The 25,653-nt window shown below is 57.8% G+C and carries 26 protein-coding genes; 14 read left to right on the top strand and 12 right to left on the bottom strand.

What is annotated here, in order from left to right; translation table 11 throughout:
- Window positions 1-200: 200 nt before the first annotated feature.
- The 7 genes from B8P98_RS27390 to B8P98_RS27360 are packed head-to-tail and all read left to right on the top strand — an operon-like array spanning window position 201 to window position 5,062.
- Window positions 201-1,181 (top strand): 6-phosphofructokinase, encoded by a 981-nt coding sequence (locus tag B8P98_RS27390; protein WP_002882831.1) that lies wholly within the window; start codon window positions 201-203, stop codon window positions 1,179-1,181.
- 11 nt (window positions 1,182-1,192) lie between these two features.
- Complete coding sequence (locus B8P98_RS27385) at window positions 1,193-1,507, top strand: PTS sugar transporter subunit IIB (protein ID WP_004151864.1); 315 nt, start codon at window positions 1,193-1,195, stop codon at window positions 1,505-1,507.
- Complete coding sequence (locus tag B8P98_RS27380) at window positions 1,500-2,867, top strand: PTS sugar transporter subunit IIC (protein WP_095033594.1); 1,368 nt, start codon at window positions 1,500-1,502, stop codon at window positions 2,865-2,867. The genes B8P98_RS27385 and B8P98_RS27380 overlap by 8 nt, the downstream gene beginning before the upstream one ends.
- A complete protein-coding gene (locus tag B8P98_RS27375) occupies window positions 2,854-3,696 on the top strand; it encodes a class II fructose-bisphosphate aldolase (protein WP_025710923.1) in 843 nt (280 codons plus the stop codon). The genes B8P98_RS27380 and B8P98_RS27375 overlap by 14 nt, the downstream gene beginning before the upstream one ends.
- A 59-nt stretch (window positions 3,697-3,755) precedes the next feature.
- Window positions 3,756-4,025 (top strand): hypothetical protein, encoded by a 270-nt coding sequence (locus tag B8P98_RS27370; RefSeq protein WP_025710924.1) that lies wholly within the window; start codon window positions 3,756-3,758, stop codon window positions 4,023-4,025.
- 9 nt (window positions 4,026-4,034) lie between these two features.
- Window positions 4,035-4,472 carry a PTS sugar transporter subunit IIA gene (locus B8P98_RS27365; protein ID WP_025710926.1) on the top strand — a complete coding sequence of 146 codons (438 nt, stop codon included), beginning with the start codon at window positions 4,035-4,037 and terminating at the stop codon, window positions 4,470-4,472.
- Window positions 4,469-5,062, top strand: a complete 594-nt coding sequence (locus tag B8P98_RS27360) for an AAA family ATPase (protein WP_025710927.1) — start codon at window positions 4,469-4,471, stop codon at window positions 5,060-5,062. The genes B8P98_RS27365 and B8P98_RS27360 overlap by 4 nt, the downstream gene beginning before the upstream one ends.
- Here B8P98_RS27360 and B8P98_RS27355 read toward each other — a convergent pair.
- Both B8P98_RS27355 and B8P98_RS27350 read right to left on the bottom strand, forming a co-directional pair.
- A complete protein-coding gene (locus B8P98_RS27355) occupies window positions 5,059-5,382 on the bottom strand; it encodes an AzlD domain-containing protein (RefSeq protein WP_002882863.1) in 324 nt (107 codons plus the stop codon). The two genes, B8P98_RS27360 and B8P98_RS27355, sit on opposite strands and share 4 nt — an antisense overlap.
- Window positions 5,382-6,041: an AzlC family ABC transporter permease gene (locus B8P98_RS27350; protein ID WP_025710928.1), complete on the bottom strand. Its 660-nt coding sequence runs from the start codon at window positions 6,039-6,041 to the stop codon at window positions 5,382-5,384. Before B8P98_RS27350 ends, B8P98_RS27355 begins: the two co-directional genes overlap by 1 nt.
- A gap of 100 nt (window positions 6,042-6,141) precedes the next feature.
- Between B8P98_RS27350 and B8P98_RS27345 the strand changes: the two genes are divergently transcribed.
- The 5 genes from B8P98_RS27345 (at window position 6,142) to B8P98_RS27325 (ending at window position 11,964) form a co-directional block, all read left to right on the top strand.
- Window positions 6,142-6,690, top strand: a complete 549-nt coding sequence (locus tag B8P98_RS27345; protein WP_025710929.1) for a helix-turn-helix domain-containing protein — start codon at window positions 6,142-6,144, stop codon at window positions 6,688-6,690.
- Window positions 6,691-6,778: 88 nt separating this feature from the next.
- Window positions 6,779-7,774, top strand: coding sequence for a substrate-binding domain-containing protein (locus B8P98_RS27340; RefSeq protein WP_095033593.1), 996 nt, complete (start codon window positions 6,779-6,781; stop codon window positions 7,772-7,774).
- Window positions 7,775-7,888: 114 nt separating this feature from the next.
- The gene (locus tag B8P98_RS27335) at window positions 7,889-10,012 is read left to right on the top strand and encodes an alpha-galactosidase (protein ID WP_080897839.1); all 2,124 of its coding nucleotides are present in this window, start codon (window positions 7,889-7,891) and stop codon (window positions 10,010-10,012) included.
- 41 nt (window positions 10,013-10,053) lie between these two features.
- The gene (locus B8P98_RS27330; RefSeq protein WP_025710932.1) at window positions 10,054-11,319 is read left to right on the top strand and encodes an MFS transporter; all 1,266 of its coding nucleotides are present in this window, start codon (window positions 10,054-10,056) and stop codon (window positions 11,317-11,319) included.
- A gap of 51 nt (window positions 11,320-11,370) precedes the next feature.
- Window positions 11,371-11,964, top strand: coding sequence for a maltose acetyltransferase domain-containing protein (locus tag B8P98_RS27325; RefSeq protein ID WP_077253998.1), 594 nt, complete (start codon window positions 11,371-11,373; stop codon window positions 11,962-11,964).
- Between the two features lie 109 nt (window positions 11,965-12,073).
- Here the strand turns inward: B8P98_RS27325 and rhaM are convergent, their stop codons facing one another.
- The 9 genes from rhaM to rhaB all read right to left on the bottom strand — a co-directional run bounded on the left by rhaM (window position 12,074) and on the right by rhaB (window position 22,263).
- On the bottom strand, window positions 12,074-12,388 hold the full coding sequence (gene rhaM / locus B8P98_RS27320) for an L-rhamnose mutarotase (protein WP_025710935.1): 315 nt from the start codon (window positions 12,386-12,388) through the stop codon (window positions 12,074-12,076).
- Window positions 12,385-13,533 (bottom strand): lactaldehyde reductase, encoded by a 1,149-nt coding sequence (gene fucO, locus B8P98_RS27315; RefSeq protein WP_080897838.1) that lies wholly within the window; start codon window positions 13,531-13,533, stop codon window positions 12,385-12,387. Before fucO ends, rhaM begins: the two co-directional genes overlap by 4 nt.
- Window positions 13,534-13,690: 157 nt before the next feature.
- The gene (locus B8P98_RS27310) at window positions 13,691-14,695 is read right to left on the bottom strand and encodes an ABC transporter permease (protein ID WP_025710937.1); all 1,005 of its coding nucleotides are present in this window, start codon (window positions 14,693-14,695) and stop codon (window positions 13,691-13,693) included.
- A complete protein-coding gene (locus tag B8P98_RS27305; protein ID WP_162263624.1) occupies window positions 14,692-15,699 on the bottom strand; it encodes an ABC transporter permease in 1,008 nt (335 codons plus the stop codon). The genes B8P98_RS27310 and B8P98_RS27305 overlap by 4 nt, the downstream gene beginning before the upstream one ends.
- Complete coding sequence (locus tag B8P98_RS27300) at window positions 15,696-17,207, bottom strand: sugar ABC transporter ATP-binding protein (RefSeq protein WP_025710940.1); 1,512 nt, start codon at window positions 17,205-17,207, stop codon at window positions 15,696-15,698. The genes B8P98_RS27305 and B8P98_RS27300 overlap by 4 nt, the downstream gene beginning before the upstream one ends.
- A gap of 283 nt (window positions 17,208-17,490) precedes the next feature.
- Window positions 17,491-18,477: a rhamnose ABC transporter substrate-binding protein gene (rhaS, locus tag B8P98_RS27295; protein ID WP_095033592.1), complete on the bottom strand. Its 987-nt coding sequence runs from the start codon at window positions 18,475-18,477 to the stop codon at window positions 17,491-17,493.
- Between the two features lie 81 nt (window positions 18,478-18,558).
- Window positions 18,559-19,389: a rhamnulose-1-phosphate aldolase gene (rhaD, locus tag B8P98_RS27290; protein WP_025710942.1), complete on the bottom strand. Its 831-nt coding sequence runs from the start codon at window positions 19,387-19,389 to the stop codon at window positions 18,559-18,561.
- A 151-nt stretch (window positions 19,390-19,540) separates the two neighbouring features.
- Window positions 19,541-20,800: an L-rhamnose isomerase gene (rhaA, locus tag B8P98_RS27285; RefSeq protein WP_025710943.1), complete on the bottom strand. Its 1,260-nt coding sequence runs from the start codon at window positions 20,798-20,800 to the stop codon at window positions 19,541-19,543.
- A complete protein-coding gene (gene rhaB, locus B8P98_RS27280; protein WP_025710944.1) occupies window positions 20,797-22,263 on the bottom strand; it encodes a rhamnulokinase in 1,467 nt (488 codons plus the stop codon). The genes rhaA and rhaB overlap by 4 nt, the downstream gene beginning before the upstream one ends.
- A gap of 310 nt (window positions 22,264-22,573) precedes the next feature.
- On the opposite strand from rhaB, the gene rhaS (B8P98_RS27270) reads away from it, so the two are divergent.
- Both rhaS (B8P98_RS27270) and rhaR read left to right on the top strand, forming a co-directional pair.
- Window positions 22,574-23,410 (top strand): HTH-type transcriptional activator RhaS, encoded by an 837-nt coding sequence (gene rhaS / locus B8P98_RS27270; protein ID WP_025710946.1) that lies wholly within the window; start codon window positions 22,574-22,576, stop codon window positions 23,408-23,410.
- 73 nt (window positions 23,411-23,483) lie between these two features.
- Window positions 23,484-24,329: an HTH-type transcriptional activator RhaR gene (gene rhaR / locus B8P98_RS27265; RefSeq protein ID WP_002882891.1), complete on the top strand. Its 846-nt coding sequence runs from the start codon at window positions 23,484-23,486 to the stop codon at window positions 24,327-24,329.
- A 32-nt stretch (window positions 24,330-24,361) separates the two neighbouring features.
- On the opposite strand, the gene rhaT is transcribed toward rhaR, so the two are convergent.
- The gene (rhaT, locus tag B8P98_RS27260; protein WP_002882892.1) at window positions 24,362-25,396 is read right to left on the bottom strand and encodes an L-rhamnose/proton symporter RhaT; all 1,035 of its coding nucleotides are present in this window, start codon (window positions 25,394-25,396) and stop codon (window positions 24,362-24,364) included.
- Window positions 25,397-25,653: the final 257 nt, after the last annotated feature.

Raw genomic sequence — 25,653 nt, 5'->3', positions numbered from 1 at the left:
ATGAAATTTAAAGATATTAAAAACAGAAAGCGATGGAGATCACTCTCTTTAAATGGGATATGTATCACAAAAATAGGCGTTTCGCCGTACCTGTCAACTATTCACTGCGGTAATTTAATACGCATTATGTGATCTTCATTGCAAATAGAAGGCTTGTACTCAGGGAAAAATGTTGTCAGGCAAATGAGCGAGGATGCGTCATGAAAATTGGTATCGTTATTAGCGGCGGGGATGTTTCTGGAATGAATAATTTTATATTCCAGATAGCCAGGCAGGCTAATGCCGATATCACGCTGTTTAATGGCGGTATTCCAGGGCTACTGGAGAAAAGTCATCAGGATATGGCGTGGCGCGATCTGGTTGATTATTCAATTACCGCGGTGCCGATCATTACCTCGGGGCGAACCAGTCGCAAACTGCAGCGCAGTGAATATGAAAGCATTGCTAAAAAACTTAAATCTCTGCGTATTGATGTGCTCATTATGGCCGGGGGGGATGGCAGCCTGCAGTTTCTGAATACCCTTAGTGAATTTGAGATTAATTGCTTTGGTGTGGGAATGACTATCGATAATGATGTGTATGGCAGTGATTATACGATTGGTTTTTCCACGGCCTGTGAGCAAATTATTAAAGAAGTCTCTCGTTTAAGAAATACCGGAAGAGCGCTGCCCGGTCGGGTTTTTATGGTTGAGATATTAGGAGGCTATTGTGGAGAACTAACGTTGCAGTCCGCCATTAAATGTAATGCGGATATTGCCCTGATCCCGGAGGCACAGATGCCGTTGGCCGTGCTCGCGGAACGGATTACCCGGAAGCTGAGTACGCAGAATAGCGTCGTTATCCTCTGCTCAGAAGGCTATACCAAAGAGTACTCTCCCGGCTTTCAGGGGGCGATTGATACCATGATTAAACAGCTGGAACCACAAATAGGTGTCCGTATCCGTAAAACGATCGTCGGCTATGGTTTACGCAGCGGTGATCCAACCTGCGAAGAGATTTATCAGGGCACTATTATGGCCAGTGAAGTGGTTCGCTGTATTCAGTCAGGTATGAAAAATAAAGCCATAATAATTAATTCCAGTAACAAACCTATTCCGATTGATTTAGTCAGTATGAAAAAACGTCTGGTCGATACTGAAGGACATCATTATAAACTTGCCAAGCAACTCAATATTATTTGAGGAGACCCTCCATGCTGAAAATTTTATGCGTATGTGGCTGCGGCCTCGGTTCAAGCTTTGCCATTGAAATGACGGCGAAGGCAGTTTTAAAGAAGCTGGAAATTCCCGCTCATATTGAACACACCACCGTTTCCGAAGCCGGAGCCTTTAAATCGGATATGATTTTGACGCAAAAAACCTTTGCCGACATCTTAACTGCCGATGCCAGTGAAGAAGAAATTAAGCGTGTCGTGGTATTGAATAAACTTACTGATAAAGAGGAGATTGAAACCAAGATCGTCGCATTCTTAAAAGAACGTCATCTGAAGGTGGCTGATTATGAATAGCTTCGTTGCGTTTATTGTTAAGGATTTACTCGGCCAGGCATCCATCCTTATTGCTTTTATTGCCATGCTTGGCCTGATCCTGCAAAAGAAATCGCCAGGCAAAACCGCGGAAGGGACGTTTAAAACGCTGCTCGGTTTCTTAATTATGATGGCCGGGATCAACATCATTGTCGCCACGCTGACCTTCCTGAACGATATCTTCACCCAGGGATTTGGCATGAAGGGCTACATTACCGATGTGGCCGCTATCGCCGGGTTAGCGAATCGGGAATTAGGGTCGGAAGTGGCGCTGACGCTGCTGGTGATCTTTGCCGTCAATATTATTATCGCTCGTCTGACGCCGCTGAAATATATTTTCCTGACCGGCCAGGCGCTGCTGTGGATGGCGACAATTGGGGCTGTCATTGGCTATAAGTCCGGGCTCACTGGCGTACCGCTGATTTTAACCGGGGGTATCTTCGGCGGGGTGATGGCGGTCTTAATGCCGGCCCTGGCGCAGCCGGTGGTCAGGCGCATTACCGGGTCTGACGATGTGGCCCTGGGGCACTTCTGTACCATCGGCTATCTGGTGCAGGCCGCCGTCGCTAAAGTTGTCGGAAAAGGCTCTCGCTCCACGGAAGATCTCGAGCTGCCTGATAACTTTAAGTTTCTGCAGGATACCTATCTGGCGATGGCGGTGGTGATGGTGCCGATGTATCTCATTCCGGCTGTCGCGGCGGGGCCGCAGTACATCGCCCAATTCTCCGGCGGCATTAACTACCTGATGTATGCCTTTATGCAATCCATTCAGTTCGTCGCCGGGGTTTTTGTTCTCTATAGCGGCGTGCGTTTATTGCTCAATGAGCTGGTGCCGGCTTTTCGCGGTATCGCGATGCGTATTGTCCCGGATGCAAAGCCCGCTCTCGATTGCCCGGTGCTGTTTCCCTATGCGCCGAATGCGGTGATTGTCGGATTTCTGGCGACCACGGTCGGCTCAATCATCGGCATGCTGGTCTTCCCGATGTTCGGCCTGGCGATGATCCTCCCCGGGCTGTTAACCAACTTTTTTGCCGGTGGCACAGCAGGGGTATTTGGCAATGCGCTGGGTGGACGCCGTGGGGCGATGATCGGCGGGGTTATCCATGGCCTGTTTATCACCTTTCTGCCAGCCATCCTGGTACCCATGCTGGAGAGCTACGGCTTTACAGGCGTCACCTTCAGCGATTCAGACGTTATCAGCTCCGGCCTGGTATTAGGTCACGCCTTCCAGAATAACTGGCTCTTTGTCGCCGTGCTTATTGTGTTTGTCGCCGCACTGGCATGGTTTGTAAACGGTAAATCCGCTAAGCCGAAAGGGGAAAATGTTCATGAGTCTGTATAATTTTAATGAGATTTTAAATATCGCTCAGGAGAGAAATTTCAAAGCGATTGGCTCGTTTAACTTACACTGTATTGAGATGTTGCCGGCATTTTTTAAAGCCGCGCAAAACAGTCATAGTCCGTTAATGATCCAAATTTCAACCGGTACCGCAGAGTATCTGGGGTATCGGTTACTGGTCGATGCCGTGTGTTCATTAGCTGACAGCGAAAATATCCCAACCTGCCTGCATCTTGATCACTGTTCCGATATTAAGGCCATCGAGACGGCAATGAATGCGGGCTTTTCTTCGGTGATGTACGACGGCTCTCATTTAAGCCTCGAGGAAAATATCGGTAATACGCGAATTGTGGTGGAGATGGCCCGCCCGCGGAATATTACGGTCGAAGGCGAACTGGGGGCAATCGGCGGATCAGAGGATGGAAAAGCGGTGGCGGCGGAAGATATTTGTTTTACTACCGTTGAAGACGCGAAACGTTTTGTGCAGGAGACGCAGGTCGATATGCTGGCCATCTCCGTGGGCACAGTGCATGGCCTGTACACCGGTAAAGCGCAGATACAGCATGCGCGGCTGAAGGCGATAAGCGAAGCGACCGGCGTGCCGCTGGTGCTGCATGGTGGCACCGGCGTCAGTGATGAGGATATGCGGCTGGCCGTCACCGAAGGGATTAATAAAGTGAACGTCGGCACGGAAATGAACGTGCAATGGGTCGACCGCTGTAAGACGACGTTTGAGAAAGGAAAAGTGAATGACAGTGTCCGGAAATTTTTAATTCCCGCCAACCAGGCGGTCACTGACGTCTTAATGGAAAAAATGGCGTTATTTAAATAACGTTTTCTCTATCACACTCTATTTCGTTGCCCTGTCTTCCGCCAGGGAGGGAGCTTGCTATGTTTGAATCATTGAAAACGTTGTGGAAAAAAGAGCAAAGCCCGCTGCAGGATTATGATCAACAGTCCCGTCAGCTGGCGGAAGAGATCGCCAGACTGGAAGGCGAATTACAGCGCAAGCCCGATAATAGCGACGTGCAAAAAACATTGATGTTGACTTACAACCGGGCACTATCGGTATATGCCAAAAGTAAGAGCCACCGGCAGGATATCGATGCGCTGTTTCTGCAGATTGATAATTTACGCAATATTATTCGCCGCAATATTTAGGAACAGAGAATGACCATAAAAGAACTGCTTATTGAGGCCGATGCAATACAGGTTGGCGTTGTGGAATCTGACTGGCAGCGGGTAATAAAGTTGGCTGCCCGCCCGCTGGAGGCGAAAGGCTTTATTTCGGCGGAATATAGCCAGGCGGTGATCGCCAATACTCTGAACCATGGCGCCTATTATGTTTTTGATGAAGGGATTGCCATCCCCCATGCCCGCCCCGAGTGCGGCGTCAGACGCAACTGCTTTAGCCTGGTGGTGCTGGAAAAGCCTATCCCATTTGCGGACAGTGAAAAGGCGGATATTGTCATTATGTTTGGCGCTCAGGACAGCAATGCGCACATCGAGGAGGGCATTCGTGCCATCGTCGCCTTGCTCGATAACAATGAAACGATGGCCAAACTGCGGACGGCCCGCAGTCGGGAGGAGGTCGTCGCATTATTATGAACAGACATCTGACGCCAGGCTGTAAAACGGCCATTTTAATCAACGGCATTCCGGCTTCCGGGAAGAGTACCATTACCCGTTTGCTGGCGGAGACCTTTAGCCTGCCGGTGTTGACGATCGACGGCATCAAAGAGCCGTTTATGGCGCGCCTGGCCCCTGTCGACCGGCCGATGAATCGCCAGCTGGGCTGCGCGGCGTATGAGGTGATTTGGTCGATTGTCGGCGCATCGCCTGCCAGCATGGTCTGGTTGATCGACGCCTGGTTCGGCTTTCAGCCACGGGAGACCTTGCAGAGACTGCTACAGCAGGCGGGCGTGGAGCAGGTGATTGAGGTCTGGAACCATATCTCTCCGGAGCTGGCCGTCGCGCGCTATGCCTCGCGGCTGGCGACGCGGCCGCCGGGCCACCCCGGAGAAGAGTATCTGCCGGAGCTGGCCCAGCTGGCCGGGCGGGCGCAGCCCATGTCGTTAGGACCTGTACTGACGATAGACCAGCGGCACCCGCTGCAGATCGAACCGGTTATTCAGTGGCTTGAAGGCACGATCGCCCGACAGCACAGCGGTTTTACAGATTACGCTTACTCGTCCTAGGGCATACCCGCCAGGCGCAGCAGCGCCGTCACTACCGCTGCGGCGATAATCACGCCGATCAGCGGGACTTTGCGCCAGGCGAGGAACACAGCGAAAGCAACGCCCAGGACGCGCGCCATGCCGGCGAAGTGTGCGCCTTCATAGAAGGTGGTAGCCAGGGCGACGGAAAAAAGCAGTACCGTCGCCGCATCGGAAAGCAGCGCCTGCGAGCGCTCGGAAAACGCCAGCCGATTGCCGAGCTTCGCGCCGCCGAGACGCATCAGATAGGTTCCCAGTGACAGGATGGCGATACCGGCGATAAACAGCGTCATATTGCCCATTATTTTTTCCTCGACAGTAAACCAAACAGTGAAAGCAGCACTGGCAGCCCGGTGGGCACAAACGGTACGGCGGCAAGCGCCAGCGCGGCGCCGCTGGCGGCGCGGATCAGCGTAGTGCGGTTTTTAAAGGCCGGGATCACCAGCGCCAGCAGGATCGCCGGGAAGACCGCATCAAGCCCGATGGTTTCCGGCGCCGGCAGCAGTTTGCCGACGGCTGCGCCGGTTAGGGTTCCGAGGGGCCAGATCAGCGCCACGCCGGCGCCGCACAGCCAGTAGGCCGCTTTGCGCTGCGCGGGGGTGGGCTGCGACAAACCAAAGACCACACTCTCGTCGTTCATAATGTGGCACCCGATAAAGCTTAAGGCGCGCTGACCAACCAGTTCGCGCACGGTCACCCCGAACGGGATATGGCGTGCATTGACCAGCAGGCCGGCGGCAGCGGCGGCTAGCGGGCTACCGCCGCTGGCAACAATGCCGATAAACATAAATTCAGAGGCGCCCGCCAGGACGGACACCGACAGCAAGAGCGGCACCCATAAGGGGAAGCCGTAAGCCACCGCCAGCGACCCATAGGACATGCCCACCACCCCGACGGCGAGGCAAACTAAAACAATCGCTTTTATCGTGTCTCCGCTGAGACTGGAGAGAGTTTGTTTCATATCACTTAGCCATATCGAACGAATTTCCATTATAATGAACGCAGAAAAATCGTTTTTCAAGACGAACGAATCGTTCGATATAAAAAACTAAGGGGCGGATATGACACAGCCAATTAGCGTTATTGCCAAGAGCCTGGTGCGGGAGCGGGCGCGGACCGGTCTTTCGCTGGCGGAAGTCGCGCGCCGGGCAGGTATCGCAAAATCCACGCTTTCACAACTGGAGTCCGGGAATGGCAATCCGAGTCTGGAAACATTGTGGTCGCTCTGCGTGGCGCTGGATATCCCGTTTGCCCGGCTGCTTGAGCCGCAGGTGAACAAAACGCAGGTGATCCGCCGCGGCGAGGGGACCAAAGTGGTGGCGGAGCAGGCGAACTATCAGGCTATTTTACTGGCCGCCTGTCCCCCCGGCGCGCGTCGGGATATTTATTTACTGTTAACCCAGCCCGGGGCGGACCGTATTTCACATCCCCATCCGTCAGGCTCGGTGGAACATATTATCGTCACCCAGGGGCGGGCGCGGGTCGGGCTGACGTCGGCGCCGGAAGAGCTGGGCGAGGGCGACTATATCTGTTACCCGGCGGATCAGGAGCATGTTTTTCAGGCGCTGGAGCCGGATACGCAGGCTCTGCTGATCGCTGAGCAAAACTGACACCGCACCGGCGGGGGACGCGCGCTCGCTGGACGCCATAGCCGTATTGCGGGAAACTAGCTTTTCCTATGCGAAAACAGGGAATTTTATGTCGCTGAAAGCCATTGCTAAACAACTTGGGATCTCCGTCACGACCGTCAGCCGGGCGTTGAACGGCTATGACGATGTGTCGCAGGAGACCCGCGCCCGGGTTGAGGCTGAAGCGCAGCGCCGGGGCTATCGCCCCAACACCTTTGCCCGCCGTCTGAAAATGGGCACCATTGATGCCGTTGGTCTCGTCTTTCCTGTCCGCCCCGCGCCGCTCAACAATAACGTTTTTCTCGAGATGGTCGGGGAGATCAGCCATGAGCTGGCGCGCCATGACATTGATTTGTTGCTGATCGCCGATGATGAACAGGCGGATAAACATGGCTATATGCGCATGGTGCAGGGCCGTCGCGTCGACGCATTAATCGTGGCTCATACCCTGGATGACGATCCGCGGCTGGCGCAGCTGCAGGCCTCTGGCTTTCCATTTCTGGCGCTCGGCCGTAGCCGCCTGACGCAGCCCTACGCCTGGTTTGATTTCGATAACTATGCCGGTACCTGTCGCGCCACCCGCCATCTGATTCAGCAGGGCCACCAGCGTATCGCTCTGCTGGGCGAGAACAATAATCAGGCGTTTATTTTGCAACGGCGTAACGGCTACCTCGATGCCCTGCGCGAGGCGGGTTTATCTGATGCATGGCTGCGCAGCGTGTCGCCGACGCGCCGCGGCGGCTATCAGGCCACGCTGGAGCTGCTGCGCCTGCCGGAGCCGCCCACCGCGATTATCACCGACTGCAACACCCATGGCGATGGCGCCGCAATGGCGCTCGCCCATCTGGGGCGTTTGACCGGTGACAACCGCGTCGCCTTAGTAGTGTATGACGGCTTGCCGCAGGACAGCATCATTGAGACCGACGTTGCCGCGGTGATCCAGTCCACGCGCCAGGGCGTGGGACGCCAGATTGCCGATATGGTGCGCCGCTTAATCGCCGGGGAGGATCTCGCCACGCTGCAGGTGCTGTGGCAGCCAGAATTTATCCCGGGTGAAACCGCCTGATCTGACGTTTTTTAAATCGTAATTCTGAAGCCGATCACGGATCCAAAACGTTTTGGTTGGCATCCGAAACGTTTCGGATCAACAGTAAGACATTCCTTGTTATGGAGATGTCTGATGTCTGATTCGCTGATTCACCTGCAAAGCGCGGGTGCCGATGTTGTGATTAAAACCCGTCCTTTCGCCGAAATTGTCTACTGGGGGCCGCATTTAAGCCATTTTTCACCGCAGGATGCCGACAGCCTGACGCGCCCGGTCGCCAACGGCAGACTGGATATCGATTCGCCAGTGACCTTAATGGCGGAGCTGGGCCATGGCCTGTTTGGCGCGCCGGGCATTGAAGGCCATCGTCAGGGGCTGGATGCCTCTCCGCTGTTCACCACTACCGAAGTGCGGCGCGAGGGCCAGGCGCTGATCCTGGTCAGTGAGGACCCGCATGCCGGCCTGCGTCTGCACAGTGAAATTGCGCTGGATGCCAGCGGCGTGCTGAGCGTGCGTCATGGCGTGACTAATCTGCGCGCCAGCCCATGGCAGGTCGATCGCCTGGCAGTCACGCTGCCGGTCGCTGAACGCGCTCGTGAGGTGATGGCTTTCCATGGCCGCTGGATCCGCGAGTTTCAGCCCCATCGTCTGGTCCTGGAACACGACAGCTTTGTGCTGGAGAACCGTCGCGGGCGCACCTCTCACGAACATTTCCCGGCCCTGATCACCGGCAGCCGCGCCTTTAGCGAGATGCAGGGTGAAGTCTGGGGCGTGCATCTGGGATGGAGCGGCAACCATCGCCTGCGGGCGGAGGTGAAAACCGACGGCCGCCGCTATCTGCAGGCCGAGGCGCTCTATCTGCCGGGCGAAATGGCGCTGGCGGAAGGGGAAACCTTGTGGACACCGTACCTGTATGCCAGCTACTCGGCGAATGGGCTGAACGGCATGAGCCAACAGTTCCATCGCTTCCTGCGACAACAGATTATCCGTTTCCCGGGCAACAAGCCGCGCCCGGTGCATCTCAACACCTGGGAGGGGATCTATTTCGATCACGACCCGGACTACATCATGCGTATGGCCGAAGAAGCGGCAGCGCTGGGCGTCGAGCGCTTTATTATCGATGATGGCTGGTTTAAAGGGCGCAACGACGACTGGGCGGCGCTTGGGGACTGGTATCTCGATGAGAAAAAATATCCCCACGGCCTGACGCCGGTTATCGATCATGTGAAATCGCTGGGGATGGAATTCGGTATCTGGGTGGAGCCGGAAATGATTAACCCGGATTCCGATCTGTACCGGGCACATCCGGACTGGGTGTTGGCGCTGCCGGGCTATACCCCGCTGACCGGCCGTCATCAGTTTGTCCTGAACCTCAATATTCCCGAAGCGTTTGATTATCTGCTGGAGCGGATGAGCTGGCTGCTGGGCGAGCATGCAGTGGACTATGTGAAGTGGGACATGAACCGCGAGCTGGTGCAGCCCGGGCATCAGGGACGCGCCGCTGCGGACGCGCAAACGCGCCAGTTCTACCGCCTGCTGGATACGCTGGTGGCCCGTTTCCCGCACATTGAATTTGAATCCTGCTCCTCCGGCGGCGGACGGATCGATTATGAAGTTCTCAAGCGCAGCCATCGCTTCTGGGCGTCTGACAACAATGACGCCCTTGAGCGCAACACCATCCAGCGGGGCATGAGCTACTTCTTCCCGCCGGAGGTGATGGGCGCGCACATCGGCAACCGCCACTGTCATGCCACCTTCCGCCAGCACAGTATCGCCTTCCGCGGCCTGACGGCGCTGTTCGGTCATATGGGGCTTGAGCTGGATCCGGTGAGCGCCGATGAAGAAGAGCGCGCCGGATACCGGAAATATGCGGCCCTGCATAAACAGTGGCGCGACGTGATCCATCACGGCGTGCAGTGGCGGATAGATATGCCGGACGCCACCACGCTTGCCCATGGCGTCGTCAGCCCGGATAAAGCGCAGGCGATTTTCCTCGTTAGCCAGCTGGCGATGCCGGACTACACCCTGATGGCGCCCCTGCGCCTGGCGGGGCTGGAGACGAGCGCCCGCTATCAGGTGACGCTCCTCGATCATCCGAATATTCAGATCACCGGCGAGGGCGGCCACACCATGCGCAAGCTGCCGGCATGGATGACGACGCCGCAAACGGTGAGCGGTGAGTGGCTACAGCAGGCGGGGCTGGCGCTGCCCATTCTTGATCCGGAAAGCGCCATTCTAATTGGCCTGCAACGCGTGTGATGGTATCGGGCCGCGTCGCGGCCCTTCTTGAGGAAAATATAATGAACCCGACCGTCTGTACCCACAAAAACAACCCCAACTTCTGGATTTTCGGGCTGTTCTTCTTTCTCTACTTCTTCATCATGGCCACCTGCTTTCCGTTTCTGCCGATCTGGCTGTCGGACGTCATTGGCCTGAATAAAACCGAAACCGGCCTCGTTTTCTCCAGCCTGTCGCTGTTCGCCATCTGTTTCCAGCCGGTTCTCGGGGTGATCTCTGACAAGCTGGGGCTGAAAAAACACCTGATGTGGATCGTGACCGTTCTGCTGGTGCTGATCGCTCCCTTCTTCCTCTATGTTTTTGCTCCGCTGCTGAAAGCCAACATCTGGCTCGGGGCGCTGAGCGGCGGCGCCTATATCGGCTTTGTTTTCTCTGCGGGTGCCGGCGCGATGGAGGCCTATATCGAACGGGTAAGCCGCAACAGCGGGTTTGAATACGGCAAGGCGCGCACCTTTGGCTGCCTGGGATGGGCGCTGTGCGCGACCACCGCCGGAATGCTGTTCAGCATTAATCCCGAATGGGTGTTCTGGATGGGGTCGGCCGCCGCGCTGCTGCTGGTGGTGCTGGTGGCCATCGCCAAACCGCAGACCAGTCAGGCCGCGCAGGTGATGGACTCGCTCGGCGCCAATCGCCCGGCCGTCGATTTAAAAACGGCGGTGCGCATGTTCCGCCAGCGGAAGATGTGGATGTTTATTCTGTATGTCATCGGCGTGGCCTGCGTGTATGACGTCTTCGATCAGCAGTTCGCCACCTTCTTCAAATCATTCTTCGCGACCCCGGAAGCGGGCACCCGCGCCTTTGGTTTCGCCACCACCGCGGGAGAAATATGTAACGCCATCATTATGTTCAGCTCACCGTGGATTATTAACCGCATCGGGGCGAAGAATACCCTGCTGATCGCCGGGATGGTGATGGCGGCACGGATGATTGGCTCTTCCTTCGCCACTACGGCCGCAGAAGTGGTGGCGCTGAAAATGCTTCATGCGCTGGAGGTGCCGTTCCTGCTGGTGGGCGCCTTTAAATATATTACCGGCGTGTTTGATGTCCGGCTGTCGGCGACCATTTACCTGGTGGGCTTCCAGTTCGCCAAGCAGGTGGCGGCGATCTTCCTCTCCGCCTTCGCCGGCAATATGTACGATCGGATCGGCTTTCAGGATACCTATATGATCCTCGGCGGTATTGCCCTGACCGTCACCTTAATCTCCGCGTTTACGTTAGCGGGTAAGGCGAAAACCGAGCCGCTGCGCGATAATGCGATGACCGTTTAATTATCAACATTCCGTGGCACAGGGTGGTGCCTGACAGAGAAGGAAGATGTCATGATGGATATGAAAAAACGTATGAACAGCGGCGAGCTTTACCTGGATGCAGGATATGGCTTGCCGGAGCAGCGACTGATGGGTAAAGCGCGGGCCTATGAATATAATCATTCGCATCCGTTTAATCAGGAATTGCGCAACGATATTATTCAGCGCATGTTCGCTAAAGTTGGCGAACAATGCTGGATAGAACCGCCGATCAATATTGCCTATGGGATCCATACGACGATTGGTGACAATTTTTACGCCAATTTTAACCTCACGTTGGTCGACGATGCGGACATTATCATCGGCAATAACGTCATGTTTGCACCAAATGTCACTATCTCCACCGCCGGACATCCCATCCACCCCGCGCTGCGCCATACGCATCAACAGTTTTCATTGCCGGTGGTGATTGAAGATGGGGTCTGGTTAGGCACGGGGGTGATTATTAATCCCGGGGTAACGATTGGGGAGAATTCGGTCATTGGCGCGGGCAGTGTGGTGAATCGTTCCATACCGGCGAATGTGGTTGCCGCAGGCGTACCTTGCCGGGTATTAAGAGAAATTACCGAGGCGGATAAAGACAAATACGCGCTTTTCCCCGGATGATGGGCGATAGAAACCGGGTGGCGTAAGGGATCATGTTATTTGTTTTGAACCGGCCTCCAGCCCGGATCGGGCGGAGGCCGGAGAAGAGACTGTCCGGCCTCGCGATTTTTTACGCCAGATAAAACACTTCTTTAAGTTCCGCGCTCAGCGGGCTGTTATCCGGGTTGCTGGGCATCACCTCGCGCATGTATTTCCACCAGCGCTGGCATACTTCCGTGCTGGCGACCGCCTCCCAGCGGGCTTCCGACTCAATCTCCACCGTCGCGAACAGCAGATGGCGTTCTTTATCGAGATAAATGGCGTAGTGGTGCGCGCCGTGTGCTTTCAGCGTCGCTTCCAGCTCTGGCCAGATGGGGTTATGGCGGCGCTGGTACTCTTCGTGCGCGTCGGGGTTCACCTGCATGACGAAGGCTTTACGGATCATAAGGCCTCCAGATAGAGCTCGCGAACCTCATCGCGGCTGGCGGTGCGCGGGTTACACGGCGCGCATGGGTCGGCCAGCGCCTTATCCAGCCAGCCTTCGATATCGGCTTTGCTGATGCCAAGCTGGCTGAAACCCTGGGGGATCCCGACGCGTTTGCTCAGCGCGCGGATGGCATTGATGGCCTCCATGCTGGCAGCCTCATCGCTCATGCCGCGAGTATCGACGCCCATCGCCTGCGCCACGCGGGCAAAGCGCGTCACCGCGTTCGGGCGGTTAAAGTTTTCGATGATCGGCAGCAGGATGGCGTTGCATACCCCGTGCGGCAGATTATGGGTGGCACCAGGCTGATGCGCCAGGGCGTGTACCAGCCCGAGACCGGCGCTGTTGAACGCCATGCCCGCCAGATACTGACCAAAGGCCATCTGCTCGCGGGCCTGCAGATCGTGTCCATCGTCTACCGCTTTCGGTAGCCACAGATTGATCAGGCGAATGGCCTCGAGGGCATTGGCATCGGTCAGCGGATGGGCGCCAACGGAGACAAAGGCCTCGACGGCGTGGGTCAGGGCGTCCATTCCGGTGGCGGCGGTAACGGCTGGCGGGATGTCGAGCATCACGCTGGCGTCGTCGACGGCGATATCCGGGATCAGGTTCGGGTCGATAATCACCTCTTTCACCTGCCGCTCGCTATCGATAATCACGGCATTACTGGTCATCTCCGCCGCTGTGCCGGCGGTGGTGTTGATGGCTACCAGCGGTACGCCAGCGTTTTTCACTTTGCCGACGCCGGAGTAGGCGGTTGATGGCCCCGGGTTGGCGGTGAGGATTTTTATCGCTTTGGCGGTATCAATCGGGCTGCCGCCGCCGAAGGCGATCAGGTAATCGCAGTGTGCCGCCTGGTATGCCGCATAGCCTTGCTGCACCAGCGCTTCGGTGGGGTTAGGGAACACCTCGTCAAATAGCTGATAAGCCATCTGTTGTTCATCCAGCGCGGCGAACAGGCTGTCCAGCAGGCCCAGCTTCACCAGCTGACCGTCGGTGACGATCAGCGCCTTGCCCCACTGCTTACCGGCCACCAGTTTAACCATATCACCGATAGCGCCTGCGCCGTGGAGGCTGATTTTTGGTAGTGCCAACATAAAGCTCATGATAATTCTCCTTAATGTTTATTTTGGGAAATCCGTTTCCCCTCACCCCGACCCTCTCCCGCAGGGAGAGGGGGAAAACCGGTCCCGGACTACAGGCTGCCTGCGTGCGCCGGGCAGTCCCCTCTCCCTTGGGGAGAGGGCCAGGGTGAGGGGGAAATTAACATCGTCTTCGCTGCATCATCCGCCGGGTAATAATCGGCAGGGAGATCACCACGATCAGCATGGCGCCGATAATCACCGACATCACGATGCCGGGGACGTTCAGCAGGCTCAGGCCGAAGGTCACCAGCCCCATCAGAAAGGCGGCAATGATCACCCCGGGCATGCTGCCGGAACCGCCGAGAATATTGACGCCGCCGAGCACCGCCATGGTGACAACCGCCAGCTCCCAGCCCATCGCCAGGGTAGGGCGGGTACTGCCGAGCCGTGAGGTCAGCAGGACCGCCGCCAGCCCGGCCATCAGCCCGACCAGCGCGAACAGCACCAGGTTATGACGCTTAACGTTGATCCCGGAGAACCAGGCGCCGGTCGGGTTATTGCCGATGGCGTAGGTCCGGCGGCCAAAGTTGGTTTTATGCAGCAGGAAGGTGAAGGCGGCGGCAAGGAGGATAAACAGCGCAAACTCAAAAGAGAGCGCCCCCCACACATACCCTTGGCCGAACCAGGCGAAGCTCTCCGGATAGTGGTTGAGCGCCTGATCGCCCAGCAGGATATAGGTGATGCCGCGATACAGGCTCATGGTGCCGATGGTGATCACAATGGACGACAGGTTAAAGCGGGTCACCAGCAAGCCGTTGAACAGACCGCACAGCAGACCTACGCCCAGGCCGATGACCACCAGCAGCGGAGTATCAACCCCCGCTGCCGCGCAGAAGCCCATCACCGTTGAGCTGAGGGCCATCGTCGAGGCTACCGACAGATCGATTTCCCGGGCGATAATTAGCATCGCCATCGGCAGGACGACGATCGCCTTCTCGGTAAAGGTAAAGGTCGCGTCCGACAGGTTCCAGATATTGAGAAAGTACGGGGAAGCCACCGCGTTGCCGATAAATACCGCCAGGGTGACCGCCAGTAAAAACCCTTCCCAGCACAGCAGGCGGCGCAGCGGCGACGGCGCGGCCGGGGCGTTTTTCATCTCTTCCGATACCATCATCTTGCTCATGATTTCACCGCCTGTTTCTGTCGGGCTAACGCCGCGTTGCGCAGGATTAACCGCCCATGACCGCGATTGCCGCGCTCGTTGAGCAGCACCGCCATGACGATCACCGCCCCGGAAATCGCCATTTGCCAGAAGGGCGAGATGCCGATCACCGGCAGGGCGTTATTGATGACGCCGAGGAACAGTGCGCCGCACAGGCAGCCCAGCACCCGTCCGCTTCCGCCCATGGTGCTGATGCCGCCGATCACGCAGGCGGCGACCACCTGGAGTTCAAAACCGTTGGCGACGTCGACATAGGCGACAGCGAAGCGCGAGATCCACAGATAGCCGCAGAAGCCGGCCAGCGCGCCGGAGAGGCAGAAGCTGACGAACTGCATTTTTCCGGCGTTAATGCCGGTGTAGTACGCCGCCGTCGCGTTGCCGCCCGCGGTGTATAAGGCCCGGCCGGTGCGGCTGTAGCGCAGGAAATACCCCACCAGCAGCAGCGCGGCGATGGCGCACCAGCTCAGCAGAGGCAGCCCCAGGAGCGTGCTGCGCGGCAGACTGAGAAAATCAGCGCTCATCTGATGTGAGTTAACCCAGCCGCCGTCAGTCAGCAGGAAGATAATGCCGCGATAAATGCTCATGGTGCCGAGGGTCACCACGATGGCGGGAATGCCGAGGCGCCAGACCAGCAGGCCGTTAATCATCCCCATCAGCAGGCCCAGCAGAGTCGCCAGCGCCAGCAGCACTACCACCGGAATACCCGGATAGTGGGCGTTAAGCAGGGCGACGATCATCCCGGTCAGCGCCAGGTTGGCGGCCATAGACAGATCGATGCCTTTGGTGAGCAACACCATCATCTGCCCGAGGGCGAGGATGATAAGGATGGCGGTATCGTTAAACATCTCCACCAGATTGCCCGGTGAAACGAACGAGGGCGCCCGGCTGCCAATAGCGCCGATCATCAAAATGATGACCACCGCCAGCAGCGCTTCACGATGTTTCAGCCATGCGTGTCCCATCATGCTGCCTCCTGGCCGATGCCGCTGGCGGCGCTGACGATGGTTTCCGCTGTCGCTTCACCGGCCTGGTACTCGGCGACCATCAGCCCTTCGTGCATCACGATAATCCGGTCGGCCATGCCCATCACTTCCGGCAGCTCTGACGACACCATAATCACCGCCAGCCCCTGGCTGACCAGCTCGGACATAAACTGATGCACGGCGGCTTTTGAGCCGATATCGATGCCTTTGGTCGGCTCATCGAGAATGATCACCTCGGGCTGGGTCGCCAGCCATTTGCCGATCACCACTTTCTGCTGGTTGCCGCCGGAGAGGGTCTCCACCGGCTGGCGCCAGCTGAAGGCTTTAACCTGCAGGCGCAAGGCGTACTCGTCCGCCAGCCGCCATTCCCGGGCGTCGTTCAGGACGCCGTTAGGATTGAGCTTGCTGAGCTGCGGTAGACTGATGTTCTGGGCGATAGGCAGGGCGATGATCGCTCCCTGTTTCTGTCGCTCTTCCGGCACGCAGACGATGCCCGCGCGGATGGCATCGGCAGGCTGGTCAAAGTGCATGGATCTGCCGTTCAGGCGGATCTCGCCGGAGGAGGGACGCGAGACACCGGAGAGCGCCTGCATCAGCTCGGTGCGTCCGGCGCCCACCAGGCCGTAAAAGCCGAGAATTTCTCCCTTGCGCAGGCGGAAGCTGATATGGGCAAACTCGGTAGGATGACAGAGATCGTTTACCTCCAGCACCGTTTCTCCGGGTGTGCAGTCGACTTTCGGGTAGGTTTGGCTGATCGCCCGGCCCACCATCATCGACACCATCCGCTCTTCGGTGATGTCACTCATTGCCCCGGAGCTGACGTACACCCCATCGCGCAGGATGGTGTAATAGTCGGCCAGCTCGAAAATTTCATCGAACTTATGTGAGATAAACAGGATCGCTTTGCCGTCCTGCTTCAGGCGCTCAACGATGTGATAGAACTCCAGAATTTCATGCTGGGAGAGCGCGGCGGTTGGCTCATCGAGGATCACCACCTGGGCGTCGAAAGCCAGCGCCCGGGCAATCGCCACCATGTGCCGCTGGGCGATGCTGAGCGTTTTCAGCGTGGCCCGCGGGTCGATCTGGACTTCCAGCCGGGCGAGGATTTCGCTGGCTCTGCGGTGCATCGCCGGCCAGTCGAGCGTTTTGAGCAGCCCTTTATACAGATACTGGCCGACGAAAATATTCTCACTGACCGAGAGTTCGTCAAACAGCACGGTTTCCTGGTGAATGGCGGTGATCCCCACCTTATGCGCCGACTCCGGCGTTGGCAGATGAATGGGGATCGCTTTATAGAGGATCTCGCCCTCTTCGGGCTGATAAATACCGGTCATCACTTTGACCAGCGTGGATTTCCCCGCGCCGTTTTCGCCGATTAAGGCGGTCACTTTGCCGGGCCAGAGATCGAGCTGTACGTTCTCAAGGGCGCGCACACCGGGAAAAATCTTGGTGATCCCCTTCAGCGACAGCAGTGGTGTTGATGCTGACATGATAGTTCTCCGTAAAATCCCCCTCACCCTAACCCTCTCCCCAAAGGGGCGAGGGGACCGTTTGGTGCGCCCTGACAGCATTGCGCAGAGGGCCAGCCCTTTTCCTCTTCCCCAAAGGGGCGAAGGAACGGTCCGGCGCCCGCTGGCCGCATCGCGCAGAGGGCTGGACTTTCCTCTTGCCAAAGGAGCAAGGGAGCTATTTAGTGCTCCCTGGCCGCATCGTGCAGAGGACCAGCCTTTCCCCCTCTCCCTTCGGGAGAGGGCCGGGGTGAGGGAACAAGGGTTAGAAAATTTTCGAGAACTTATCAATGTTGCTCGCATCGTAGACAAACGGCTCGGCCATCGCGCCATTCCCCTCGGCATCCAGCTTCACTTTGCCCAGCTTGCCCATACTGGCTTCGGTTTTGGTCGCCGTGCCTTTGACTAAATCGTCGGCCAGATAGGTGGCGGCGTAGCCCAGGTCAATCGGGTTCCAGATGGCGAAGCTTTTGCTGGCGCCGGACTTAATCGCGCCGGCCATTTCCGACGGCAGCCCCAGCCCGGTGACATACACTTTGCCGATTTTGCCCTGGTCCTTCACCGCCTGCGCGGCGGCAACAATCCCCACCGACGACGGCGAAACAATGACTTTCAGGTCCGGATATGATTTCAGCAGGCCCACCGCTTCGCGGTAGCTTTTATCCGACAGATCGTCCCCGTAGGCGACGGTGACCAGCTGTACGGACGGATACTGCGGCAGCACCTTTTTCATCTCCTCAATCCAGATGTTCTGGTTAGTGGAGGTTGGGGTGGCGCTTAACACGGCCACCTCGCCTTTCTCAACGTTCAGCGCCTTCAGCGCCTCGGCGGCGAGCTTGACGTTGGTTTCGCCAATTAAGGCGTTATTCGAGGGGTTAAGATGGATCTGGCGGCCTGCCGGCGCCACGCCGGAGTCCCACGAGACCACCTTGATGCCGCGCTGCATCGCTTTTTTCAGCACCGGCACCACCGCGTCCGGATCGTTGGCGGAAATGGCGATCGCATCCACCCCCTGGGCGATCAACCCGTTCAGCACATCGATCTGCGCTTCGGCGGTGGTAGTGGTCGGGCCGGTGTAGATCACTTTGACATCACCTAACTCTTTGGCTGCCTGTTGGGCGCCAGCGTTGGCGGCTTCGAAGAAGCCATTTCCCAGCGATTTCGCCACGAGGGCGATTTTAACTTCTGCTAAGGCGGAACCGGACAACGCCAGGGCGGCAACGGTGAGGATCAAGCTTGTCTTTGTTTTCATTGCTTTTACTCCACATGAGTTAGTTTTGTAGGGTTTGCAGGTGATGTTTCGCCCCGTCTCGGTGAGCGGGGCGCGATGTTGTTATGGATAAAGATCTAATGCGGACTGCAGCGGCTGCACGTTGAAGCGTTTGCCAAGGGCGATAAGCTCTTCGCGGGTGATGGTCTGCTTCATCCCGCCCATGGACAAGACTTTCACCAGCACTTCGGCGGACTTCTCGGCGGTATCGATCAGGCCGAAGGTCTCATCCAGCGTGGGGCCGCTGCCGAAGACGCCGTGGAACGGCCACAGCACCAGCGAGTGCTTTTGCATGGTTTCGGCGGTCGCCTGGCCTATTTCATCGGTGCCCGGCACCATCCACGGCAGAATGCCGACGCCGTCCGGGAAGACCACCAGACACTCGGTGCTACCTTCCCACAGCTTGCGGGTGAACAGATCGCTGTGGTTCTCCAGAACATAGGTCAGGGCGATCAGGTTGGTGGCATGGCAGTGCATGATCACCCGGTCTTTGCCGCCGGTCAGTTTGATGCGCTCGCTGTGCGACAGGAAGTGTGCCGGCAGCTCGGAGGTCGGTACGGCATCTTCGGTGAGGCCCCAGAGGATATGGTATCCCGCGCCGTCGCTGTCGACCTTCACCACCCCGAGGTTAGCGGCCGGGTCGAGCTGGACGTTACGGAAGAATTTGCCGGAGCCGGTGACGATAAACGGCTGGTTGGCCAGGGTTGGCATCGGCTGGCTGAGGGCGATATAGCGCGGTTTGGCGTGGAAATCCGCCGCGTAAGGTTCGATATCCGCTTCATCCAGACGCAGCGTCAGGTTGCCGCCGTTGCGCTCGTCCCAGCCCTTCAGCCAGGCGTCGGAGGTGGCTTTGATCATGCCCTGGACGAACCAGGCGTCGATAATGGTCTGCATAGTCTTGTCTTTCCTGTTGATTCGGTGGGGGTAGCCCCTCACCCTAACCCTCTCCCCACAGGGGAGAGGGAACTGTTCGGTGCGCTCTGGCAACATCGCGCAGTTCGTAGCCCGGGTAAGGCGTCAGCCGCGACCCGGGAAAGCCCGTGCATTACCCGCGCTGGCTCAGAACCGCATTCTCATAAGCCCGCACGTTATCCAGCCACTGGCTGCCTGCTGGCGTATCGTGACGCTGGCAGTACATCTCCCAGATGGCCTGCCACGGCAGACATTTCTGCTCTTCCAGCAGCGCCAGGCGGGCGGTGTAATCGCCATCCAGTTCCAGCTGGCGCAGCTGGGCGGTCGGCTCCAGCAGAGCGCGCAGCAGCGCTTTCTTCATATTGCGGGTACCAATCACCCAGGCCGCGATGCGGTTGATCGAGGCATCGAAGAAGTCGAGGCCGATATGCACGCGGTCGAACAGATCGTGGCGAATAATTTCGCTGGCGATGGCCTGGGTTTCGTCATCCAGCAGCACCACGTGGTCGCTGTCCCAGCGCACCGGGCGGCTGACGTGCAGCAGCAGGCGCGGGATATAGAGCATCGCGGCGGAGATTTTGTCGGAGATCACTTCCGTCGGGTGGAAGTGGCCGGCATCGAGGCACAGAGCGGTCTGGCGGCTGGTGGCGTAGCCCATATAGAACTCGTTGGAGCCGACGGTGTAGCTCTCTGCGCCAATCCCGAACAGCTTGCTCTCCACCGCGTCGATGTGATGCGCCGGGTCGAATTTTTCGCTGATCACTTCATCAAGCGCATTCAGCAGCCGCTGGCGCGGGGCGAAGCGGTCAACGGTGATATCTTTCATGCCGTCCGGGATCCAGATATTCATCACCGACGGCGTACCCAGCTGCTCGCCGAAATACGCGGAAACGCGACGGCTGGCCTTGCAGTGGTCGATCCAGAACTGGCGGATCTCATCGTTGGCATGCGACAGGGTAAAGCCGTCGGCGCTCAGCGGATGCGAGAAGCAGGAAGGGTTGAAATCCAGCCCCAGGTTGTTGGCTTTCGCCCACGTAACCCAGTTTTTAAAGTGCTCTGGCTTAATCTCATTGCGCGCTACCGGCGCGTCGGATTCCAGATAAATAGCGTGCAGGTTGAGACGCTTTGGTCCCGGGATCAGGCTCAGCGCCTGCTCAAGGTCGGCGCGTAGCTCTTGCGCATTGCGCGCTTTGCCCGGGTAGTTGCCGGTCGCCTGGATGCCGCCGGTCAGGCTTCCCGCCGGGTTTTCGAAACCGGCGACGTCGTCACCCTGCCAGCAGTGCATGGAGACGGGCAGACGGTCCAGCTGGCGCAGGGCCTCCTCGACATCCACGCCGACGGCGGCGTAGCGCTGCTTAGCAATTTCCCAGGCTTGTTCAAGTTGAGTGGTCATGCGCAAAGCTCCTTGGTCTGTTGTGGCTGAAACTGCGCCACGAAACGGGCAATTTCACTATCAGGATTGGGGGTAAAAGCGGTGAGCGCTGCGTTGCCGCGCACCACCTGACGAAACTCATCGACATTGGCCAGCTCGTCGAGGGTCATTAACTGGATGCCGATATTGCCGAGGGTGGAGGCCTCCACCGGGCCGGCCACGACGGCGATCCCGCAGGCGTCAGCGCACAGCTGGTTGAGCAGGGCGTTCTGACAGCCGCCGCCGACGATATGCAACTGGCTGAAGGGCTGGCCGCGCAGAGTCGCCAGCTCGTTAAGTACCCGGGCGTAAAGCAGCGCCAGGCTGTCGAAAATGCAGCGCGCCAGCTCGGCGTCGCTGTCAGGAACCGGTTGGCCCGCGTCGCGACAGGCGGCCTGGATCTCGGCGCTCATACTGGCCGGGTTGATAAAGCGATCATCGTTGCAGTCAATAATGAAGCGGCACGCCGGTAGCGCGGCGGTGCGGGCGATCAGCGCCTGCAGGTCGCTGACGTTTTGCTCTTTCAGCACCCGCTGCAGCAGCCACAGGCCCATGATATTTTTCAGCACCCGATAGCGGCCTTCGGCTCCGCCTTCGTTGGTGATATTGGCCTGCAGCGCCGCGTCACAGGTATATGGCGTCAGGCTTTCAAACCCCATCAGCGACCAGGTGCCGGAGGAGAGATAGGCGGCATGGCGGTCGGCCAGCGGGGAGGCGATCACCGCGCTGGCGGTGTCGTGGCTGGCGACAGCGACCACCGGAATACGGTTGCCCTGCGGGCAGATCCAGTGACCAATCACATTGCCGGGGTGGGTCGGCTTTCCGAACCACGCCAACGGCGCGCCGGTCCAGTTCAGCAGCGTCTCATCCCAGCTGTCGCTGTTAATGTTGACCAGCTGGGTGGTGGTGGCGTTGGTATACTCCCAGTTCAGATTGCCGGTCAGGCGGAAGCTGAAATAGTCGGGGATCAGCAGGGCGTGGGCGGCCTGACTGACCAGCTCCGGCTGCTGCTCCACCAGAGCGCGCAGCTGATAAAGGGTGTTAAACGGCAGAAACTGAATACCGCTGCGGCGATAGATTTCCGCCCGGCCCAGCTGCGCTTCAGCGTGACGCAGCAGGCCCTGGGTGCGGTCGTCACGATAGGAGATCGGCAGCCCGACGCGCTGACCCTGCTTATCCAGCAGGACATAATCCACTCCCCAGGTATCGATGCCGATACTGTCGATCAGAATGCCCTGCTCACACACTTTCTCCAGCCCGCGGCGGATCTCGCCTTCCAGGCTATCCACATCCCAGCAGTCGAAGCCGTCTACCTTCTGCAGGCTATTGGTGAAGCGGTGCATTTCGCGCAGCGTCAGGGCGCGCGGCCCGGACTGATAGCTGGCGAGCATTACCCGCCCGCTGGAGGCGCCTAAATCGACGGCGACACAATGACGAATACTCATGGAACGATCCTTCTTAAAATCATTGTTCGCAGTCTAAAAAAGGCCGCTTACTGACACCTTCTCATTACGGACAGTGCAAACTGGCCGCTGGCAAGAAAGCAAAGGTGACCGTGAGGGACATCACAGTTTGCAGTTTTAGGGGGTGGCGAGGGGGATGTGATGGCGTCCGCAGTTCCGCATCTTTCCGGCTGATTCTTGAAAAAGCGGCAGGATTTACGAATTTCGCGGTCAAAAATTGAAGGCCGGATAGCCAACCCTTCATTACTATCAGCCGGTGACTGATAATTTTTCTCATTACGAGGGTGGTATCATGACCATATTGCACAGTACGGATTTCTTTAAGGCCGGGATCTCGACGGTGGCTATTGAACCCCGCCTCCCTCAGTCGGCCTTTCCGGAACATCATCATGATTTCCATGAAATAGTTATCGTGGAACAGGGATCGGGTATTCACGTCTTCAATGGCCAGCCCTATACCATTGGCGGCGGTTCGGTCTGTTTTATCCGCGATCACGATCGCCATCTTTACGAGCACACGGACAATTTGTGTCTGACCAATGTGCTCTATCGCGCGCCGGATGCGTTTCGCTTTCTCGCCGGGGTCAGTCAACTCCTGCCCCAGGAGCAGGAAGGGAACTACCCGTCGCACTGGCGGGTGAATCAGACCGTCCTGCAACAGGTGCGGCATATCGTGGCGCAGATCGAGGCCGTGGGGAGCGACACGGATACCCATGCTGTCGCCAGCCGTGAGATCCTGTTTATGCAGCTGCTGGTGCTGTTACGTAAAAGCAGCCTTGCGGAAGAGGCCACCAACAACGATGCGCGCTTGAATCAACTGTTGGCCTGGCTGGAAGACCATTTTGCGCAGGAGATCTGCTGGGAGGAGGCGGCGGCGCAGTTTTCGCTGTCGCTGCGTACCCTGCACCGCCAGCTGAAGCAGCAGACCGGCCTGACGCCCCAGCGCTATCTTAATCGGGTGCGCCTGATGAAGGCCCGCCACCTGTTGCGCCATAGCGATGAAAGCGTGACTGATATCGCTTATCGCTGCGGCTTTGGCGACAGTAATCATTTTTCGACGCTTTTTCGCCGCGAGTTTGACTGGTCACCGCGCGATATCCGCCAGGGGCGCGACGCCATTCTTCAGTAACGCGAGAAGAGTCAACGTATTGCGGACTAAAAACGCGAATAATGTGCCGTTATCCGCGTTTGGAGTGTGAGCCGTGGCCGGTCTGATTCTACGTAAAGAGGAGTTTTTCCCTTCCGCCACGCAGGCGGTGGCGGTGGCCGACCGCTATCCGCAAAATGTCTTTGCCGAACATACCCATGAGTTCTGCGAGCTGGTGCTGGTGTGGCGGGGCAACGGGCTGCACGTCCTTAACGATCGCCCCTGGCGCATTACCCGCGGCGATCTGTTCTATATTCGCGCCGAAGATAAACACTCCTATGCTTCCGTTAACGATCTCGTTCTGCAGAACATCATCTATTGCCCGGAGCGGCTGCAGCTCAATTTCGACTGGGCCGGGGCGATCCCTGGCCTTTTCGGCACGCCGTGGAAGCCCCACTGGCGCATGGGCAGCACCGGTATGGCTCAGGCGCGCCAGGTGATTAGCCAGCTTGAGCATGAGTGCGCCCGGCGCGACGCGCAGGGAAATGCGATGGCTGAGCTGCTGTTTGCCCAGCTGGCGCTGACGCTGCAGCGCCATCGCTACGCGACGGATGATCCGGCGGCGACGCAGCGCGAAGCATTGCTCGACAAACTGCTGGCCGCGCTGGCGGCCAGCCTTAGCCGCCCCTTTGTTCTGGAGCGTTTCTGCGAGCAAGAGGGCGGCAGCGAGCGGGCGCTTCGTCAGCAGTTCCGCCAGCAAACCGGGATGACCATCAATCACTATTTACGCCAGCTGCGGATCTGCCACGCGCAGTACCTGCTGCAGCATACCGAGCGCTTAATCGGCGATATCGCCATGCAGTGCGGCTTTGAGGACAGTAACTACTTTTCGGTGGTTTTTAGCCGGGAAATCGGCATGTCGCCGGGGCAGTGGCGGCAGCGCAGTCGCGCCGCCGCCTGAAGGCCGTTATTGTCTGTCTGATGACCCGATGGTTAACTGGCCATTCCCAGACCGACGATATTGGCGGCGATGATAATCACCACGCAGCCGAGGCTCAGGACGCTCACCGGACGGCGGCCGGCATTGTTCCACTCCTTCAGTACCAGGCCCACCACTCCGCCGCACAGCACGTAGAAGCTCATGTGCAGCATCCAGCTCATATAGTCATACTGCGCCGGAATGCTGGCGTGGCCCCAGGCATAGAAGAAGAACTGGAGATACCACATCAGACCGCCGAGGGCGGAGAGCAGAAGGTTGCTGATGATAAGCGGTTTTGCCAGCGAGAAATCGGCTTTGACTGACAGGTTCTTCACTTTCGCCAGACGAATAAAGCAGAAGCCAAGATTGACCAGCGCCCCGCCGCCCATAATGACTACATAGCTTGGCAGCGCAGCGTACAGCGGGTCGACGCCGAGCGCTGCGGCGGCATCATGCATCGGTTTGGCGGCGTTCATCGCGAACGACATCCCTGCCGAGAAGATGCCGCACATCACCGCCAGCAGAAGCCCTTTCTTCAGATTGAACTCTTCGGCTTTAATGCCCATTTTACGCTCTTTCAACTGGCCCGCGCGGGTGACGATGCCGACGCCAATCACCGCCACCAGCACGCCGAGCAGCGTCATTTGACCGCCCTGGGTGTGCATCAGCACTGCAAACTGACCGTTAATAATGGGCGTCATCAGCGTGCCGACAATCAGCGTGATACCAATGGCGATGCCAATCCCCATCGACATGCCGAGATAGCGCATGGTCAGGCCATAGTTAATATTACCGATGCCCCACATGGCGCCGAACAGAAAGACCGGCAGCAGCGTGGAGGCGCTAAAAGAGCGGTAGTAGGCCCAGAAATCGGGTAACAGCGTGGCGCTGATGGCCCAGGGCAGGATCAGCCAGGAGACAATCCCACCAACCGACCACATGGTTTCCCACGACCAGTGTTTTACTTTCTTGAACGGGGCATAGAAACAGGCGGCACTGGCGGCTCCTATCAAATGCCAAAAAATACCCATCGTAATCGCGTGGTTCATTGATTTTATCCTCATCTTTTTTTATCGGAGACGGCGGCTTCCGATGTGATGAGTGTAAAAATTGGCCGCTTTGGCCGCCTTCAAGTCCTTGCCACAGGATGGCGAACCCTGGCAACTACTGACTTAATTAGTTGTTCTACATCACAAAACGGCGGGTATTTCTTCTGGTTATATCCATATGAAAAATACGGCATTGATAAGCATTTTCAATACCATTTAATTAACTATAATGGACAAACTGCTTACGCGGCGTTAAC

Origin of the sequence: Klebsiella quasivariicola, assembly GCF_002269255.1 — a bacterium.
GTDB lineage: Bacteria > Pseudomonadota > Gammaproteobacteria > Enterobacterales > Enterobacteriaceae > Klebsiella > Klebsiella quasivariicola.
The sequence above is the reverse complement of the archived record's forward strand: the minus strand, read 5'-3'. Positions and strand labels throughout refer to the sequence as shown.

Coding starts and splice junctions, on each gene's coding strand:
- B8P98_RS27390 (WP_002882831.1), top strand. CDS start 201: ATGAAAATTGGTATCGTTATTAGCGGCGGGGATGTTTCTGGAATGAAT.
- B8P98_RS27385 (WP_004151864.1), top strand. CDS start 1,193: ATGCTGAAAATTTTATGCGTATGTGGCTGCGGCCTCGGTTCAAGCTTT.
- B8P98_RS27380 (WP_095033594.1), top strand. CDS start 1,500: ATGAATAGCTTCGTTGCGTTTATTGTTAAGGATTTACTCGGCCAGGCA.
- B8P98_RS27375 (WP_025710923.1), top strand. CDS start 2,854: ATGAGTCTGTATAATTTTAATGAGATTTTAAATATCGCTCAGGAGAGA.
- B8P98_RS27370 (WP_025710924.1), top strand. CDS start 3,756: ATGTTTGAATCATTGAAAACGTTGTGGAAAAAAGAGCAAAGCCCGCTG.
- B8P98_RS27365 (WP_025710926.1), top strand. CDS start 4,035: ATGACCATAAAAGAACTGCTTATTGAGGCCGATGCAATACAGGTTGGC.
- B8P98_RS27360 (WP_025710927.1), top strand. CDS start 4,469: ATGAACAGACATCTGACGCCAGGCTGTAAAACGGCCATTTTAATCAAC.
- B8P98_RS27355 (WP_002882863.1), bottom strand. CDS start 5,382: ATGGGCAATATGACGCTGTTTATCGCCGGTATCGCCATCCTGTCACTG.
- B8P98_RS27350 (WP_025710928.1), bottom strand. CDS start 6,041: ATGAAACAAACTCTCTCCAGTCTCAGCGGAGACACGATAAAAGCGATT.
- B8P98_RS27345 (WP_025710929.1), top strand. CDS start 6,142: ATGACACAGCCAATTAGCGTTATTGCCAAGAGCCTGGTGCGGGAGCGG.
- B8P98_RS27340 (WP_095033593.1), top strand. CDS start 6,779: ATGTCGCTGAAAGCCATTGCTAAACAACTTGGGATCTCCGTCACGACC.
- B8P98_RS27335 (WP_080897839.1), top strand. CDS start 7,889: ATGTCTGATTCGCTGATTCACCTGCAAAGCGCGGGTGCCGATGTTGTG.
- B8P98_RS27330 (WP_025710932.1), top strand. CDS start 10,054: ATGAACCCGACCGTCTGTACCCACAAAAACAACCCCAACTTCTGGATT.
- B8P98_RS27325 (WP_077253998.1), top strand. CDS start 11,371: ATGATGGATATGAAAAAACGTATGAACAGCGGCGAGCTTTACCTGGAT.
- rhaM (WP_025710935.1), bottom strand. CDS start 12,388: ATGATCCGTAAAGCCTTCGTCATGCAGGTGAACCCCGACGCGCACGAA.
- fucO (WP_080897838.1), bottom strand. CDS start 13,533: ATGAGCTTTATGTTGGCACTACCAAAAATCAGCCTCCACGGCGCAGGC.
- B8P98_RS27310 (WP_025710937.1), bottom strand. CDS start 14,695: ATGAGCAAGATGATGGTATCGGAAGAGATGAAAAACGCCCCGGCCGCG.
- B8P98_RS27305 (WP_162263624.1), bottom strand. CDS start 15,699: ATGATGGGACACGCATGGCTGAAACATCGTGAAGCGCTGCTGGCGGTG.
- B8P98_RS27300 (WP_025710940.1), bottom strand. CDS start 17,207: ATGTCAGCATCAACACCACTGCTGTCGCTGAAGGGGATCACCAAGATT.
- rhaS (WP_095033592.1), bottom strand. CDS start 18,477: ATGAAAACAAAGACAAGCTTGATCCTCACCGTTGCCGCCCTGGCGTTG.
- rhaD (WP_025710942.1), bottom strand. CDS start 19,389: ATGCAGACCATTATCGACGCCTGGTTCGTCCAGGGCATGATCAAAGCC.
- rhaA (WP_025710943.1), bottom strand. CDS start 20,800: ATGACCACTCAACTTGAACAAGCCTGGGAAATTGCTAAGCAGCGCTAC.
- rhaB (WP_025710944.1), bottom strand. CDS start 22,263: ATGAGTATTCGTCATTGTGTCGCCGTCGATTTAGGCGCCTCCAGCGGG.
- rhaS (WP_025710946.1), top strand. CDS start 22,574: ATGACCATATTGCACAGTACGGATTTCTTTAAGGCCGGGATCTCGACG.
- rhaT (WP_002882892.1), bottom strand. CDS start 25,396: ATGAACCACGCGATTACGATGGGTATTTTTTGGCATTTGATAGGAGCC.